General features: G+C 68.3%; 17 protein-coding genes. 4 read left to right on the forward strand and 13 right to left on the reverse strand.

What is annotated here, in order from left to right; all coding sequences use genetic code 11:
- The first annotated feature begins 209 nt into the window (after positions 1–209).
- Both crcB and WS51_RS14955 read left to right on the forward strand, forming a co-directional pair.
- On the forward strand, positions 210–596 hold the full coding sequence (gene crcB / locus WS51_RS14950) for a fluoride efflux transporter CrcB (RefSeq protein WP_059448132.1): 387 nt from the start codon (positions 210–212) through the stop codon (positions 594–596).
- 24 nt (positions 597–620) lie between these two features.
- Positions 621–971 (forward strand): DUF190 domain-containing protein, encoded by a 351-nt coding sequence (locus WS51_RS14955; protein ID WP_069229395.1) that lies wholly within the window; start codon positions 621–623, stop codon positions 969–971.
- A 9-nt stretch (positions 972–980) separates the two neighbouring features.
- Here WS51_RS14955 and WS51_RS14960 read toward each other — a convergent pair whose 3' ends face one another.
- A complete protein-coding gene (locus WS51_RS14960; RefSeq protein ID WP_059448134.1) occupies positions 981–1,544 on the reverse strand; it encodes a YggT family protein in 564 nt (187 codons plus the stop codon).
- A 76-nt stretch (positions 1,545–1,620) separates the two neighbouring features.
- Positions 1,621–2,550 (reverse strand): Rossmann-like and DUF2520 domain-containing protein, encoded by a 930-nt coding sequence (locus WS51_RS14965; protein WP_059507095.1) that lies wholly within the window; start codon positions 2,548–2,550, stop codon positions 1,621–1,623.
- A 518-nt stretch (positions 2,551–3,068) separates the two neighbouring features.
- On the opposite strand from WS51_RS14965, the gene WS51_RS14970 reads away from it, so the two are divergent.
- On the forward strand, positions 3,069–3,362 hold the full coding sequence (locus tag WS51_RS14970) for a hypothetical protein (protein WP_059448136.1): 294 nt from the start codon (positions 3,069–3,071) through the stop codon (positions 3,360–3,362).
- Between the two features lie 108 nt (positions 3,363–3,470).
- Here WS51_RS14970 and WS51_RS14975 read toward each other — a convergent pair whose 3' ends face one another.
- Both WS51_RS14975 and WS51_RS14980 read right to left on the reverse strand, forming a co-directional pair.
- On the reverse strand, positions 3,471–4,142 hold the full coding sequence (locus tag WS51_RS14975) for a LysE family translocator (RefSeq protein WP_069229396.1): 672 nt from the start codon (positions 4,140–4,142) through the stop codon (positions 3,471–3,473).
- A gap of 32 nt (positions 4,143–4,174) precedes the next feature.
- Positions 4,175–5,731, reverse strand: a complete 1,557-nt coding sequence (locus tag WS51_RS14980) for a UbiD family decarboxylase (protein WP_059448138.1) — start codon at positions 5,729–5,731, stop codon at positions 4,175–4,177.
- Between the two features lie 596 nt (positions 5,732–6,327).
- Here WS51_RS14980 and WS51_RS14985 point away from each other — a divergent pair.
- Entirely contained in the window at positions 6,328–7,455 is a 1,128-nt protein-coding gene (locus WS51_RS14985) for a lytic transglycosylase domain-containing protein (protein WP_059543645.1), read from the forward strand.
- 105 nt (positions 7,456–7,560) lie between these two features.
- Here WS51_RS14985 and WS51_RS14990 read toward each other — a convergent pair whose 3' ends face one another.
- From WS51_RS14990 to WS51_RS15030, 9 genes are all read right to left on the reverse strand, one after another.
- Positions 7,561–8,757 (reverse strand): pyridoxal phosphate-dependent aminotransferase, encoded by a 1,197-nt coding sequence (locus tag WS51_RS14990; RefSeq protein WP_059977883.1) that lies wholly within the window; start codon positions 8,755–8,757, stop codon positions 7,561–7,563.
- A gap of 69 nt (positions 8,758–8,826) precedes the next feature.
- On the reverse strand, positions 8,827–9,264 hold the full coding sequence (nusB, locus tag WS51_RS14995) for a transcription antitermination factor NusB (RefSeq protein WP_059507099.1): 438 nt from the start codon (positions 9,262–9,264) through the stop codon (positions 8,827–8,829).
- Positions 9,261–9,776, reverse strand: a complete 516-nt coding sequence (ribH, locus tag WS51_RS15000; RefSeq protein ID WP_040143614.1) for a 6,7-dimethyl-8-ribityllumazine synthase — start codon at positions 9,774–9,776, stop codon at positions 9,261–9,263. Before ribH ends, nusB begins: the two co-directional genes overlap by 4 nt.
- 53 nt (positions 9,777–9,829) lie before the next feature.
- Positions 9,830–10,972 carry a bifunctional 3,4-dihydroxy-2-butanone-4-phosphate synthase/GTP cyclohydrolase II gene (gene ribBA, locus WS51_RS15005; RefSeq protein ID WP_059448142.1) on the reverse strand — a complete coding sequence of 381 codons (1,143 nt, stop codon included), beginning with the start codon at positions 10,970–10,972 and terminating at the stop codon, positions 9,830–9,832.
- A gap of 187 nt (positions 10,973–11,159) precedes the next feature.
- Entirely contained in the window at positions 11,160–11,678 is a 519-nt protein-coding gene (locus WS51_RS15010; protein ID WP_040143616.1) for a DUF1993 domain-containing protein, read from the reverse strand.
- A 180-nt stretch (positions 11,679–11,858) separates the two neighbouring features.
- Positions 11,859–12,488, reverse strand: a complete 630-nt coding sequence (locus WS51_RS15015) for a riboflavin synthase (protein ID WP_059448144.1) — start codon at positions 12,486–12,488, stop codon at positions 11,859–11,861.
- 14 nt (positions 12,489–12,502) lie between these two features.
- Positions 12,503–13,624, reverse strand: a complete 1,122-nt coding sequence (ribD, locus tag WS51_RS15020) for a bifunctional diaminohydroxyphosphoribosylaminopyrimidine deaminase/5-amino-6-(5-phosphoribosylamino)uracil reductase RibD (protein WP_059507100.1) — start codon at positions 13,622–13,624, stop codon at positions 12,503–12,505.
- 14 nt (positions 13,625–13,638) lie between these two features.
- Complete coding sequence (gene hemL, locus WS51_RS15025; RefSeq protein WP_059951503.1) at positions 13,639–14,922, reverse strand: glutamate-1-semialdehyde 2,1-aminomutase; 1,284 nt, start codon at positions 14,920–14,922, stop codon at positions 13,639–13,641.
- Between the two features lie 172 nt (positions 14,923–15,094).
- Positions 15,095–15,547, reverse strand: a complete 453-nt coding sequence (locus tag WS51_RS15030; protein WP_059448147.1) for a hypothetical protein — start codon at positions 15,545–15,547, stop codon at positions 15,095–15,097.
- Positions 15,548–15,727: the final 180 nt, after the last annotated feature.

Below are 15,727 nucleotides of genomic sequence, written 5' to 3' on the forward strand. Positions count from 1 at the left end.
CGACGAGTGCCGGCGCGATCGGCGAGCCGAGGCCCGTCACGTAGTCGTAGCCGCCCGCCGCGACCACGCACGGCGACGCCGTCGGGTACCGGGCGCCGGTGCCGCGCGCTGGACGAACGCTACGAATGTGACGCCCGTCGCGGCGCGATTACGCTTACAGTTCTGCATGGACCGCATCCGCCATGCGGCCTCGTCAGCGAGGAGCTCCCTTGTTCTATTCGATCGTCGCGATCTTCGTCGGCGCCGGGCTCGGCGCATTGCTGCGCTGGTTCCTGAGCCTTGCGCTCAACGCGTTCTTTCCCGCCGTGCCGCTCGGTACGCTCGCCGCGAACCTGATCGGCGGCTACCTGATCGGCATCGCGGCCGTCGCGTTCACCACCCGTGTCGGTCTGCCGCCCGAATGGCGACTGTTCGTGATCACCGGCTTTCTCGGCGGCCTCACGACCTTCTCGACCTATTCGGTCGAAGTGATGACCCACGCGGTGCAGGGCGAATTGGGATGGGCGTTCGCGGTGGCTGCCCTACACTTGACTGGATCGTTCACGCTGACGGCGCTCGGCATGTGGACCGCGCGTGCGTGGTTCGCGACGGCCTGAGCGCGCCGGCATCGGGAGGACGCGATGGACAAGGTCTTCTTGCGCTTCTATGTGCACGAGCAGCACCGGCTGCACTGGAAGCCGCTGTGGGAGTGGTTGCTGGAGGAGGGTAGCCGGATGGGCGTCGCGGGCGGTTCCGCGTTTCGTGCAATGGCCGGCTTCGGCCGGCATCGCGTGCTGCACGAGGACCGCTTCTTCGAGCTGCAGGGTTCGCTGACGATCGAGGTCGAGTTCATCGTCACCGAGGACGAGGCGCAACGGCTGATCGAGCGGGTGGCGCGCGAGAAGGTGCGCGTGTGCTACGGGATGATTCCGGCGCGCTTCGGGGTGATCGACACGCTCGAGGCGCCGCCGGCGCAGGGGCCGGCGGCGTAGCGCAACACGTCAGATGCCGAACATCGTCAGCGACACGGCCGCGCGCGTGACGATCATCAGCAGCACTTGCACGATCACGAACAGCAGGATCGGCGACAGGTCGATGCCGCCCAGGTTCGGGATCACGCGGCGCAGCGGGTTCAGGAACGGCGCGGTGAGCTGGTAGAGGATCGGCATTGCCGGCGAGCGCGGATTGAGCCACGACAGCAGCGCCATCAGGATCGTCATCCAGATCACGAGATTGAGCGCCCACTTCACGACGGTGAGCAGCGCGACCACGACGAGCGTCGCGATTACCGAGGCCGGATCGAAGCCGGCCATCACGACCATCAGCACCACATAGACGAGCGCGGTGAGAAGGGCGGCGACGACGCTTGCCCAGTCGATGCCGCGCACGCCCGCGATCACGCGGCGCAGCGGCAGCACGAGCCAGTTGGTCGCCTGCAGAACGGCCTGCGTGACAGGGTTGTACGGCGGCACGCGAACGGCCTGCATCCAGACACGCAGGATCAGTGCGGCGCCGAACAGCGTGAAGACGGTATTGAGCAGAAAACGGGCGATCTCGCCGAACATCGTTGGCATCCTTTTTATACAGTCGAGTAGCGTGCGGCCGCCAACGCCGGATGGCGGCGCATCGGCCGACACCTTATCACGCCTCGTCTCGCGGCGGGGAGGGGTGCCCGGTCGTGCGCGCGACGAACGTTTCGACGGCCTGCGCAAGCGCCGGCAGCGCGGCCGGCGGCGCCGTGCGCTTCGCCGCGAGCGCGACCGCGCGGCGGGTCATCAGCGCATACAGCGTTGCGTGGTCGCCGCCGCGCGCCTCGAGCAGCGCGAGCTGGCGCTCGACGATGCCGGTGTCGCCCCGCGAGACCGGGCCCGCCAGCGCGTTCGCGAGCCCCCTGTCGCGCGCGGTCTCGATCGTGCCGGCGAGCATCGGCAGCAGCGCGCGCAACGCGGCTTCCTCGTCGAAGCCGAGGCCGCGCCACAGCTCGACGGCTTCCGACAGCCCGCACAGCGCGAAGCTCGCCGCGTAATGCGCGGCCGCGTGATACAGCATTCGGCCGCCGGCCGGAATCGACAGCGGATGGCACCCGAGTGCGGCAGCAAGTCGCAGCAGCGTCGCGTGCAGCGCGCCATCGGCTTCGAGCGTGACCGAGCAGCCGTCGATGCGGGCGAGATCGGCGTCCGTGCCGCCGAACAGGTAGAGCGGATGGAAGCCGCCCGTGGCCACGCCTTGGCGCTTTGCCGGGTCGAGCAGTTCGATGGACGACGCGCCGCTGCAATGAACGATCGCCTGGCCCGTCGCGCGCGCCGCGTCGAACCGCAGCGCCGCGGCGGTCGACGCGAGATGGTCGTCGGGTACGGTCAGGAAGAGCAGGTCGGCGGCGTCGACGACCTGCTGCGGCGTGTCGACTGCCCGGCAGCCGTCGATGCGCGCCGCGAGTCCCGTGGCCGATTCCGCCGTGCGGCTCGCGATCGCGACGACCGGAAAGCCGGCCGCGGCGAAACGCCGCGCGAGGCAGCGCGCGAGGCGGCCGGCGCCGATGAAGCCGAGGCGGGGAACGTCGGGAAGAGACATGGCGGGTCGTGAAGCGAAAATGGAGCAGCCGCCAGTATCGCAGGAATGATGCTGCGGTCGCGGATGCGCATTGGCGTCGCCGAAGAGCGGCCCGGGCTCTGGTGTCCGATGCGGGCACAACCGATGACGAACATGCGCGGCAGTTCACCACAAGAAAGGACGGTTCAATCCGGCCCCCAATCTTGCGAGCGCGATGTCCCGCCTGATTTGTCGGCGACTTGTCTCGAATTTGTAATCGTTCATTACGGAAGCGTGCGCGCCGCGCTTGCCGGATCCGGTAAGACTGACCGATCGGCATGTCGCGATATCGCTGGTCCGACGGAATCGCGGCATCCGCACGGGAGAGCGCCGGGCGGCGCGGCGCAGCCGCCCGGTGGCGACAGGCGCGTGGAATTGCAATTTGCAACAAATGCACGATACGCGAGCGCCGGGTTTTCGCTACATTGCATCCATGCGACGTGCATGCCCGCCGTTGCCGACAGGAGCGCACAAATTACCGCTCCAGCAGGAGAATCGAAGTGAAAAAGCTCATTCCGTTCATCGCCGCCGCCGCGCTGGCCCTCGGTGCCGCAAGCGCCGCGCAGGCTCACGTGTCGATCGGGGTCGGCATCGGTATTCCGGTCGCGCCCGCGTATCCCGTCTATGCGCCGCCGCCGCCCGTGTACTACGCACCGCCGCCGCCCGTGTATTACGCGCCGGCGCCGGCTTACTATGCACCGCCGGCCGTGGTCGTCGGCGGTTACGGCGGCTATTACGGCCGTCCGTACTGGCGTCACGGCTACGGCGGCTGGCACCACGGCTGGCGTCGTTGACGCATTCCGCGCGGCGGCCCGACCGCGCGCGGCAAAACGGCGCAACGTCCCTCGCGGGGCGTTGCGCCGTTTTTCATTTCGGGCGCGTGGCGGCGCGGCGTGCGGCGGTCACGCCGCGTGGACGATCAGGTCGCGATAGCCGCCGACGATCACGCTGTACGAGAAATACGCGAACAGCAGCGCCGACGCGACGTGGCACGCGCGCATCATCCCGGCGCCTGCGTGCTTGCGGCCCTGGCTCGCGAGCGTGCACATGAAGAGCGTCCACGCGAGGCCGCCGAGGAAAAAGCCGGACAGGAACACCGACGCCGTCGCCGGCGTGGTCGCGCCGGCTTTCGCAATCAGCGCGCCGCCGACGGCCGCGAACCACAGGATCGCGCTCGGCGACGACATCGCGAGCAGCATCCCGCGCACGAAGCTGCGCCGCGCGCTGGCACGCGGCTGCGGCGTGTCGTTTGCCGCGCCGTCGTTGGCGCCGCCGGCCGGCGCGAGCGCTTCACGCGCCATCTTCCACGTGAGGAACAGCAGCACCGCACCGCCGCCGATCCAGACGATCCAGCGCACGGCCTCGAACTGCAGCAGCACGGCCATGCCGGCGAGCGCGAGCGCCGCGTAGACGAGATCGCCGACGCACGAGCCCACGCCGAGCCAGAAGCCCGGCGGGAAGCCGTGCGACAGCGTCAGCGACAGCATCGCGACATTGACGAGGCCGATATCGAGACACAGCGACAGCGACAGGAAGAATCCGTCGGACAGCATCGAGGCGGGGGGAAAGCTCATCGTCGTTCGTAGCGGGTGTTCGAGGCGTGGACTTACAGTCCGATTTCCTGCCAGAGGCGATCGACGCGCGCCTTCACGGCGGCATCCATCTCGATCGGGCGACCCCATTCGCGATTCGTCTCGCCGGGCCACTTGTTGGTCGCATCGAGGCCCATCTTCGAGCCCAGGCCCGCGACGGGCGACGCGAAATCGAGATAGTCGATCGGCGTGCTGTCGACCATCACGGTGTCGCGCACGGGGTCGACGCGCGTCGTGATCGCCCAGATCACCTCGTTCCAGTCGCGGATGTTCACGTCCTCGTCGACGACCACGATGAACTTCGTATACATGAACTGCCGCAGGAAGCTCCACACGCCGAACATCACGCGCTTCGCATGGCCCGCGTAGCTCTTCTTCATCTGGACGATGGCCATCCGGTAGCTGCAGCCTTCCGGCGGCAGGTAGAAGTCGGTGATCTCGGTGAACTGCTTCTGCAGCAGCGGCACGAACACCTCGTTGAGCGCGACGCCGAGCACGGCCGGCTCGTCGGGCGGTTTGCCCGTGTAGGTCGAGTGATAGATCGCGTCGCGGCGCATCGTGATCCGCTCGACGGTGAACACCGGAAACCACTCCTGCTCGTTGTAATAGCCGGTGTGGTCACCGTACGGGCCTTCGAGCGCGTGCTCGTAGGCGGCAGCCGCGTTGCCGGCCGGCCGCGGCGGTGCGCCGGCCGGGGCAGGGGCGGGCGTGCCTTCCTGCGGATGGATGAAGCCCTCGAGCACGATCTCCGCGCGGGCCGGCACCTGCAGCGTGTCAACGCCGGGTGTCAGGCACTTCGCGAGCTCGGTGCGGCTGCCGCGCAGCAGGCCGGCGAACTGATATTCGGACAGCGAATCGGGTACCGGCGTCACCGCGCCGAGCGTCGTGGCCGGATCGGCGCCGAGCACGACCGCGACCGGATACGGCTTGCCGGGGTTCTTCAGCGCGAATTCGCGGAAGTCCAGCGCCCCGCCGCGATGCGCGAGCCAGCGCATGATCAGCTTGTTGCGGCCGATCAATTGCTGGCGATAGATGCCGAGGTTCTGGCGCGGCTTGTTCGGCCCGCGCGTGACCGTGAGGCCCCACGTGACGAGCGGCCCCGCGTCGCCGGGCCAGCAGGTCTGGATCGGCAGCTTGTTCAGGTCGACGTCGGCGCCTTCCCAGACGATCTCCTGGCACGGCGGCGACGACACCGATTTCGGTGCCATGTCCCATACGGCCTTCGCGAGCGACAGCAACTTGCCGGCGTCTTTGAGGCTCTTCGGCGGATCCGGTTCCTTCAGTGCCGACAGCAGCCGCCCGAGGTCTCGCAGCGAGCCGAGCGCGGCGTCGTCGCCCGCATCGACGCCCATGCCGAGCGCCACGCGGCGCGGCGTGCCGAACAGGTTGCCGAGCACCGGGAACGTGTTGCCGGGTGGTGCGTCGAACAGCAGCGCCGGGCCGCCGGCGCGCAGCACGCGGTCGCACAGTTCGGTCATTTCGAGCACGGGCGACACGGGCTGCGTGACGCGTCGCAGTTCGCCGAGCGCCTCGAGGCGCTGGATGAAATCGCGTAAGTCTTTGTATTTCATGAAGAAGGTCCGGGCTGCCCGCAATGCGGGCAGCGATGGGCGGGTGCAGCGGCCGGCTGCGACCCCGAATCGACCGCCGATTTTACCCGGGTGGCCGCTCGCACGCCCGGTTCAGAAAAAAGTCGACCGCGCGCGGAACCTTTACGGCAGGGGGCTCGCGATCTGAAGGGCGATTCAAAATTACTTTTTGTTATAATTTGAAGGTTTTGTAGTGTTGACGATCTATAAAACCCTGCTAGAATCCGCTCACATTGGTTGCAGGGTAAAAGGCTTCGAGCCGCCAATCACCGATCTTTGACGCAGCGCGTCACCGTCCGCCGAAACCTGCACGGCGTATTCGACGGCCTTTGTCGTAGTCCCAGCCAGCGCCACCAGACGCTGGTTTTTTGCGTGGGTGCCACCGCGTATGCCCGCCTCGCCCATTGTGCGAAGGTGCCGGCCCTCTTACACCGTGGCCTCGAACGGTACTTATACCGTTTCCCCGATGCTTGCGCGTCCCAACCAAGGCGTGCGGCGTCGTGATTCCGCGGCGCGTTTTCCGTCTCGCCATCGAGCTGAGCGAGCCGCACGAGTCATGTTCATGGGAGATGATCTGAATGAACGCTTGGTTATCGTGGCGTCCCAGTGAGCAGCATGCACAAATCGTGCGCAACATGCTGCGTCGCGGGACGCGTGTCAGTCACCATTTATTCAGCGTTGTCGGCTGTCTCGCTGTCGCGGTCGCGCTTGCCCTGTGGCTGCTGCCGACCGTGCGCGGGAACCTCGCCGCGAAGCTGATGCCGGTCGTATCCGCGGCCGTGCAGGCCGGTCCGGCCCGTTTGCTGACCGGTCATCCGCTGCCCAACTTCGCGCCCGCTGGCGCGCAGCCGCAGCAGGAAGACGCGCCCGAAACGGATGCGCTTGCCGTCGGTCTCGACGTCGCACCGGAAACTGCCGCGCAGAACGATGCGTCCGATCCGGCCCGTAACGGCCCGTCGCCCGTCGCGCTGGCCAAACTGATTCCGACCCAGCGGGTCCCGGCCGATGCGCGCGACGATCGTGCACTCGCGTCGAACCGCGAACAGGCGCTCGTCGCCACCTACCTGTCGCGCCGTTACCGCGTCGCGCAGGAGCCGCTCGGCCAGCTCGTCAAGGCTGCGTTCCAGACCGGCCGCGACGTCGGTCTCGATCCGCTGCTGCTGCTGTCCGTGATGGCGATCGAATCGGGCTTCAACCCGTACGCGGAAAGCGGCGTCGGCGCGCAAGGCCTGATGCAGGTCATGTCGAAGGTTCATTCCGACAAGTTCGAATATTTCGGCGGTACCGACACCGCGCTGCAGCCGCTCGCGAACCTGCAGGTCGGCGCGCTCGTGCTGAAGGACTGCATCGCCCGCGGCGGCTCGCTCGCGAACGGCCTGCGCCTGTACAACGGCTCGACCAACCCGGACGACACCGCCTACGGCTCGAAGGTCATGGCCGAGCGCAGCCGCCTGCGCGACGTCGCGCATGGCCGCAGCGTGCCGATCAATGCGCCGCAGGCGCCGGCCCAGCCGTCGAAGCCGATCGTGACCGCCGCCGTGACGGCGGCAGCCGGCGGCGCCAAGCGCGTGCACGCGACGCTCGACGGCGCGCAGCCGATCACCGCGAAGGCGGCTGCCGCACCGAAGGGCGCACCGCAGCAGGACGACGCGAGCGTCGACACCGCGAAGCAGTCGCACGGCGAGCACTCGGAACTCGGCGCGTAACGTCGCGCGGTTTCAAGCAGGCCGCAGCAAAAAGGCACCCGATCCGGGTGCCTTTTCTTTTTTGCGCGGACGGCCGGCGTGCCGGCCGGGAAGGCCGATTGACCGTCAGCGCTGGCCGAACAATGTCGCAAGCCGCTCAACGGCCTCTTCGAGGCGCGAGTACGCGGTCGCATAGGACAGCCGGATGTAGTCGCGCGGCGCATGCACGCCGAAATCCATGCCCGGCACCAGCACGACACCCGCGTCATGCAGCATCGCCTGCGTGAGCGCCGCGCTGTCGCCGGCCGCGGGATGGGCAACGCCGCCGCAATTCGCATAGACGTAGAATGCGCCGTCCGGCATCACGGGCACCGTGAAGCCGAGCTTCTCGAGCGCCGGTGCGATGAAGTCGCGGCGGCGCTTGAATTCGAGGCGGCGCGCCTCGTAGATGTCGAGTGTCTCCGGTTCGAAGCATGCGAGCGCCGCATGCTGCGCGAGCGCGGACGGGCAGATGAACAGATTCTGCGACAGCTTTTCGAAGGTGCCGACGAGCGTGGGCGGCACGACGAGCCAGCCGAGCCGCCAGCCGGTCATGCTGAAGTACTTCGAGAAGCTGTTCACGGTGACGACATCGTCGCCGAACGACAGCGCCGACACGGGCGCGGCGTCGTAGCTGAGCCCCTGGTAGATTTCGTCGACGATCGTGAAGCCGCCGCGTGCCCGCACGGCTTCGACGATTCGCTTCAGCTCGTCCGGCTCGAGCGACGTGCCGGTCGGGTTCGACGGCGACGCGAGCAGCACGCCGCGCGTGCGGTTGCCCCAGCGCGTGCGCACGTCGTCTGCGGTCAGCTGGAAGCGCGCTTCCGGTCCGCTCGGCACGAGCACCGGGCGGCCCTCGGCCGCCGCGACGAAGTGCCGGTTGCACGGATACGACGGATCGGGCATCAGCACTTCGTCGTCACGGCCGACGAGCGCCAGGCATGCGAGCAGCAGTGCGGCAGACGCGCCGGCCGTCACGACGATCCGCTCGGGGCTGATCGCGAGGCCGTAGGCGCGCGCATAGTGCGCGGCGATCGCTTCGCGCAGCGGCGCGATCCCGAGCGCGCTCGTGTACTGCGTGACGCCGCGGCGCAACGCGGCCGCTGCCGCCTCGACGACGGGCTCCGGCGCGGTGAAGTCCGGTTCGCCGATGCCCATGTGGATAACGTCGCGCCCGGAGGACTCGAGCCGCTGTGCCTCCTTCATCAGTTCCATCACGTAGAAGGGCTGGATCGCGTCGACGCGTGCGGCGAGCGTGATGAGCGAGTCGGCGGTGGTATTCATGGGTCGGGCGAAGCGGGGACGGGAGGGAGAACGAAAAACGGGCGCTTGCGCGCCCGTCTGCCTGCGGAATCAGCCGTTGCGGCGCGCCTGCGTTTCGGCGGGGCGCAGCTTCGCGGCGAGCTTGTCGAGCACGCCGTTGACGTACTTGTAGCCGTCGGAGCCGCCGAACGTCTTCGCGAGTTCGACCGCTTCGTTGATGATCACGCGATACGGCGTCTCGACATGGTGCGTGAGCTCGAACGTCGCGATCAGCAGCACCGCGCGTTCGACCGGCGACAGCTGGTCGATCGGACGGTCCAGCGACGGCGTGAGCGCTTCGACGAGCGTTGCATGCTCGCGAATCACGCCGTGCAGGATCGCGTCGAGCAGCTCCTTGTCGGCCTTGTCGTAACCGAGCGCGCCGCGCAGTTGCGCGTCGATCTCGCCGGAGGCCGCGTTCGACAGCAGCCACTGATACAGGCCCTGCGTCGCCAGCTCGCGCGATTGTCGGCGGGCGCTCTTCTTCATGCGCGCTCCTCTTCGTCGTCTTCGTCTTCTTCTTCGTCCTCGTCGTCGCCGAGCTGGTCGAGTGCCATCGTCAGGTTGGCCATCTCGACCGCGACGCGCGCGGCGTCACGACCCTTTTCGGTCATGCGCGCGACGGCCTGCTCGTCGTTTTCGGTCGTGAGGACCGCGTTGGCGATCGGCAGGTTGAAGTCGAGGCCGATGCGGGTGATGCCCGCGCCGCTTTCGTTCGACACGAGTTCGAAGTGGTACGTCTCGCCGCGGATCACCGCGCCGAGCGCGATCAGTGCGTCGAACTGGCCGCTTTCCGCGAGCTTCTGCAGTGCGAGCGGGATTTCCAGCGCGCCGGGTACCGACACGAGCAGCACGTCTTCACCGGAGACGCCGAGGCGCTCGAGTTCCTCGACGCACGCATCGGCGAGGCCGTTGCAGACGGGTTCGTTGAAGCGGGATTGCACGATGCCGATACGCAGGCCGTCGCCTTCGAGATTCGGTTGGTATTGTCCGATTTCCATGATCTGGTCCGTGGTGTGGATGAACGGTTATAGGGCGAAAGCGCCGTGGCGGGTTACGCGTGGGACGCCGGGCAGGACTTGGCTTCGCCGCCGGGCATCGGAATGAAGCCCGTGACTTCGAGGCCGTAGCCGGACATGCTGCCCAGCTTGCGCGGATTCGACAGCACCTGCATCTTGCCGACGCCGACGTCGCGCAGGATCTGCGCGCCGATGCCGAACGTCTTGAAATCGACCGGCCGGCGCTTCAGCGCAGCGGCCTTTTCTTCCTCGTCGAACGCCTTGAAGACATCGATCAGATGTTCCTTCGTGTCGCCGCAGTTGAGCAGCACGATCACGCCGAGGTCGCGTTCCGCGATGTCGCGCATCGCCGCGTCGAGCGTCCACGAGTGCGTCGAGATGCTCGTCTCGAGCAGATCGAGGACCGACAGCGGCTCGTGCACGCGCACCGGCGTATCGATGTCGGGCGACGGCGTGCCGCGCACCAGCGCGATGTGCGGCGAGCCGCTCGGCTGGTCGCGGTACAGCACCGCGCGGAACGTGCCGTGCGCGGTCTGCATCGTGCGCTCGGCGATCCGCTCGATGATCGATTCGGTGCGGCTGCGGTACTGGATCAGGTCGGCGATCGTGCCGATCTTCAGATCGTGTTCCTTCGCGAACTCGATCAGGTCGGGCAGGCGCGCCATCGTGCCGTCGTCCTTGATGATCTCGCAGATCACCGCGGCCGGCGTGAGCCCGGCGAGCGCGGTGAAGTCGCATCCCGCCTCGGTATGGCCGGCGCGCACGAGCACGCCGCCCGGCTGCGCCATGATCGGAAACACGTGGCCCGGCTGCACGATGTGCTCGGGGCGCACGTCGTGCGCGACCGCCGTGGCGATCGTGTGCGCGCGGTCGGCGGCCGAGATGCCGGTCGTCACGCCTTCGGCCGCTTCGATGCTGACCGTGAACGCGGTGCCGTATTGCGTGCCGTTGCGGTAGGTCATCAGCGGCAGGTGCAGCTGCTTGCAGCGTTCCTGCGTCAACGTCAGACAAATCAGGCCGCGGCCGTACCTGGCCATGAAGTTGATCGCTTCCGGCGTGACGAATTCGGCGGCGATCACGAGGTCGCCTTCGTTTTCGCGGTCTTCTTCGTCGACCAGGATCACCATCCGGCCGGCTTTCAACTCCGCGATGATGTCGAGCGTGGAGGCGAGCGTCATAAAGGGGCGAGAAAGAGGAAAGTGCGTATTTTACGCCAGCCGGAGCGCGTTTCGGCCGGCACCGGCCGCGCGCGGCTGGCGGGCACGCCGGAAAGCGGCGCGACCGGCCGTCGGAACGGGCCTGCCCGGGCCGCGGCGGCCGACCCGCAGACGGGCCGCCGCAGGCCGGGCGCGGCACGGCCGTGCGTCACCCTTGCTCGTTGCGGCCGCCGAGGTAGTCGAGCTTGCCGAGTTCGACGCCGCTGTGGCGCAGGATGTCGTAAGCCGTCGTCACATGGAAGAAGAAGTTCGGCAGCACGAAGTTCAGCAGATACGACTGGCCGGTGAATTCGATCGGGCCGACGCGCATCTTCAGCACGATCTGACGCGCCTCGCTGCCGTCGATCTGTGCGGCATCGAAGCCTTTCAGATAGTCGATCGTCTTCTGGATGCGCGCGTGCAGTTCGTCGAAGGTCTGCTCGACGTCGGGATAGCTCGGGATGTCGACGCCGGCGAGGCGCGCAGCGCAGCCCTTGGCCGTGTCGGTCGCGATGTACACCTGGCGGACGAGCGGCAGCATGTCCGGATAGAGGCGTGCGCCGATGAACACCGACGGGTCGATCTGCTTCTCGGCCGCGTGCGCCTGCGCCTTGCCGAGGATGTGCTGCAGGTTGGTGAGGCCGCGGATCAGGACGGGCAGCGAAGCCTGGTACATCGAGATGGACATGGGACGACTCCTGGAGGAAAGGGGGCAGCCGGCATGCGGCGCACCGTGCGCCGCGGCGCCGAAAACGCTGCCGTTGCATCTTAGCGCGACGGGATGACCCGTGCGCGTCGTTGGCCATCGGGCCAGGTGCCGGAGCGCACTGCCGGCCGCCATCCTCGTGCGGCGGGCGCAACTGCGTCGTCAGTCCTGATGCACGCCTTGCGATGCCGACATCATCCGCTCCACATACCGCGCGATCATGTCGATTTCGAGATTGACCTTGTCGCCGGCCTTTACGTGACGCAGTGTCGTCACCTCGACCGTGTGCGGGATCAGGTTGATCGAGAATTCGCAGCCGTCGGCGCGATCGTCGACCGAGTTGACGGTCAGGCTAACGCCGTTGACCGTGATCGAGCCCTTGTACGCGAGATAGCGGCCGAGCTCGCGCGGCGCGACGATCCGCAGCTCGTGCGATTCGCCGACCGGCGCGAAGCGCGTGACGGTGCCGAGACCGTCGACGTGGCCCGACACGATGTGCCCGCCGAGGCGGTCGTGCGCGCGCAGCGCCTTCTCGAGGTTCACTTCGCCCGGCTGCGCGAGGCCGACCGTGCGGTTCAGGCTTTCGCGCGACACGTCGACGTCGAACCCGGTGTCGGTCTTTTCGATCACCGTCATGCACGCGCCCTGGATCGCGATGCTGTCGCCGAGCGCGACATCGGCCAGGTCGAGCCCGCCGGCCTGCACGGTCAGCCGCACGCCTGCGTCGGGCGATGTGCCGAGCGGGGTGATCGCCTCGATGCGGCCGACGGCCGCGACAATTCCGGTAAACATCGTGACGACTCCGTTCAAGGTGTGGCGGCGGGCGGCGCGATGCGCGCGAGGATCCGCAGATCGTCGCCAATCCGCTCGACGCTGTGGAATGCGAGTCGCGTCCGGGCGTCGAGGCTCGCGGGCGCGGCGATGTCGAACATGCCGGCCGCGTCGCTGCCGAGCAGGCTCGGCGCGAGATAGACGAGCAGTTCGTCGACGCATTGCTCGCGCAACAGCGAGCCGTTCAGCTTGTGGCCGGCCTCGACGTGCAGCTCGTTGACGCCGCGCGCGCCGAGCGCGGCCAGCATCGCGGGCAGGTCGACCTTGCCGTGCGCGTTCGCGAGCGGCACGATTTCCGCGCCGCGCGACTTCAGCACGTTCGCGCGTACTTCGCCGGCGGCATCGAGCCGGCCGCAGAAGATCAGCAGTGGCGCGCCTTCGAGCAGGCGCGCATCGAGCGGCAGGTCGAGGCGGCTGTCGACCAGCACGCGTTGCGGCTGGCGCGGCGTGTCGATGCCGCGCACGGTCAGGAGCGGGTTGTCCTCGCGCACGGTGCCGATGCCGGTGAGGATCGCGCACGCGCGCGCACGCCATGCGTGGCCGTCGAGGCGCGCGGCCTCGCCGGTGATCCACTGGCTTTCGCCGGACGGCAGCGCGGTGCGCGCATCGAGCGACGCGGCCGTCTTCATCCGCACCCACGGGCGGCCGCGCGTCATCCGCGACACGAAGCCGATGTTCAGTTCGCCCGCCTCGTTCGCGAGCAGCCCGCAGCGCACGTCGATGCCCGCGTCGCGCAGCATCCCGAGGCCGCGCCCCGAGACCTGCGGATTCGGGTCCTCCATTGCCGCGACGACCTTCGCGACGCGCGCGTCGATCAGCGCATTCGCGCACGGCGGCGTGCGGCCGAAGTGACTGCACGGCTCGAGCGTCACGTACACGGTCGAGCCGGCGACGTCATGGCCGCGCGCGCGCGCGTCCTTCAGCGCCTGCACTTCCGCGTGATCCTGGCCGGCCGGCTGCGTGAAGCCTTCGCCGATCACGTCGCCGTCCTTGACGATCACGCAGCCGACGCGCGGGTTCGGCGCCGTCGTGTACATGCCGAGCGCCGCGAGCGCGAGCGCGCGCTGCATGTGGGCGAAATCGGTATCCGAGAACATGCGCGCGGACCCGGTCAGGCGGCGAGGGCCGCGAACGCGCGGCGCGCGGCCGCGAGCGTCGCGTCGATCACCGCGTCGTCGTGCGTGCTCGACACGAAGCCGGCCTCGTACGCGGACGGTGCGAAATACACGCCTTCGTCGAGCATCAGGTGGAAGAAGCGGTTGAAGCGCTCGATGTTGCTCTGCGTGACTTCCGCGAAGCTGGCGGGCACGCGCTCGGCGAAGTACAGGCCGAACATCGCGCCGATCGAGTCGGCCGCGAATGGCACGCCGGCGGCGCGCGCTTCGGCCGCGAGGCCGTCGGCGAGGCGCCTGGTCTGCGCGGTCAGCGCATCGTAGAAGCCGGGGGCCTGGATCAGCTGCAGCGTCTTCAGGCCCGCCGCGACCGCGATCGGGTTGCCCGACAGCGTGCCGGCCTGGTACACGCCGCCGAGCGGCGCGAGATGGGCCATGATGTCGCGGCGTCCGCCGAACGCGGCAGCCGGCATCCCGCCGCCGATCACCTTGCCGAGGCAGGTGAGGTCGGCCGCGATCCCGTAGTACGCCTGCGCGCCGCCCAGCGCGACGCGGAAACCGCACATCACCTCGTCGAAGATCAGCACGGCGCCGTGCTTCGTGCACAGCGCGCGCAGCGCATTGAGGAACTCGGGCGTGCCGCGCACGAGGTTCATGTTGCCCGCGACGGGCTCGACGATCACCGCCGCGATCTCGTCGCCGAACGCGCCGAACGCTTCTTCGAGCCCGGCGACGTTGTTGTATTCGAGGACGGTCGTGTGTTTCGCGATGTCGGCGGGCACGCCGGCCGACGTCGGGTTGCCGAACGTCAGCAGGCCGGAGCCGGCCTTGACCAGCAGGCTGTCCGCGTGGCCGTGGTAGCAGCCCTCGAACTTCACGATGCGGCTGCGGCCGGTGAAGCCGCGCGCGAGACGCAGCGCGCTCATCGTGGCCTCGGTGCCGCTCGACACCATGCGCACCTGCTCGATCGACGGCACGAGCTTGCAGATTTCCTCGGCGATCTCGATTTCCGCCTCGGTCGGCGCGCCGAACGAGAAGCCGTCGGCGAGCACGTTCTGCACGGCCGACAGCACTTCCGGATGAACGTGGCCGACGATCATCGGGCCCCACGAGCCGATGTAGTCGATGTACTGCTTGCCGTCGGCATCCCAGAAGTACGGGCCTTGTGCGCGCGCGACGAAGCGCGGCGTGCCGCCGACCGAACGGAAGGCGCGCACCGGCGAGTTGACGCCGCCCGGAATGGTCTTCTGGGCGCGTTCGAAGAGGATCTGATTGTTGGACATGTGCGAAACCTGCGAGAGAAGGGCGCGGGGGCCGCGTGCACGGGCCGCGGCGCCTGGGCGGAACGATCGTCCGATTGTACCGGAGACGCGCATGACAGGCCGCCGGGCCGATCTGCGGCGTTTCGGCGCGCGCGGGAGCGGCCGTCGCCCGGCTGCGCGAGATCCGGCCCGTTTATCGCGGCGGCTTGCGCTTGCCCGTCAGTTCCGCCCAGCGTTTCTCGAGCGGGCCTTCGACCATCGGCTTGATCGACGTGCCGGAGGACTGCGCGTCCCAGGTCTGCACCGAGTACGGATGCACGCGCAGCGCGTCGCGCGGGATCACGACGTCCTGATGGGCGTCGACCAGCCAGTCGTAGACGAAATCGATGCACAGCCGGTAGCCGCGCTTCGTCGCCGGATCGGGCACCTCGTACGGTGCGCGGGTCACGTAGCCCGAGCCGAACACGCCCTTCGGCTCCTTCGCGACGCGGTGCAGGAACACGCGATCGCCCGGCAGGATGCCGCGCGCGAAGCCGCAGCCCCACACGTCGTGCACGGCCTCGCCGGCCTTCACGCGCGCGGCGACGTCGGGCAGCTCGGGCCACGGCCATTTCTTGGGGCTCCAGATCAGCAGGAAGGCGGTCATCGGTCGGGACGTGCGTCGATCGGGTCGGACAATGGAAGCGGGAAGCCGCAAGCTTAATCGAATCCGCGCGCGGCCACGTGCGGTCTCGTGCGGTCTCATGCGATGTCGGCGATCGCCCGCGCGGCGCCCGGCCGACGGCACGCGAAAAAGTTGCGCGTACAATCATGGGTCCGAGCGCCG

The sequence above is a fragment of the Burkholderia territorii genome, assembly GCF_001718335.1.
In the GTDB taxonomy this organism is placed as follows: domain Bacteria; phylum Pseudomonadota; class Gammaproteobacteria; order Burkholderiales; family Burkholderiaceae; genus Burkholderia; species Burkholderia territorii.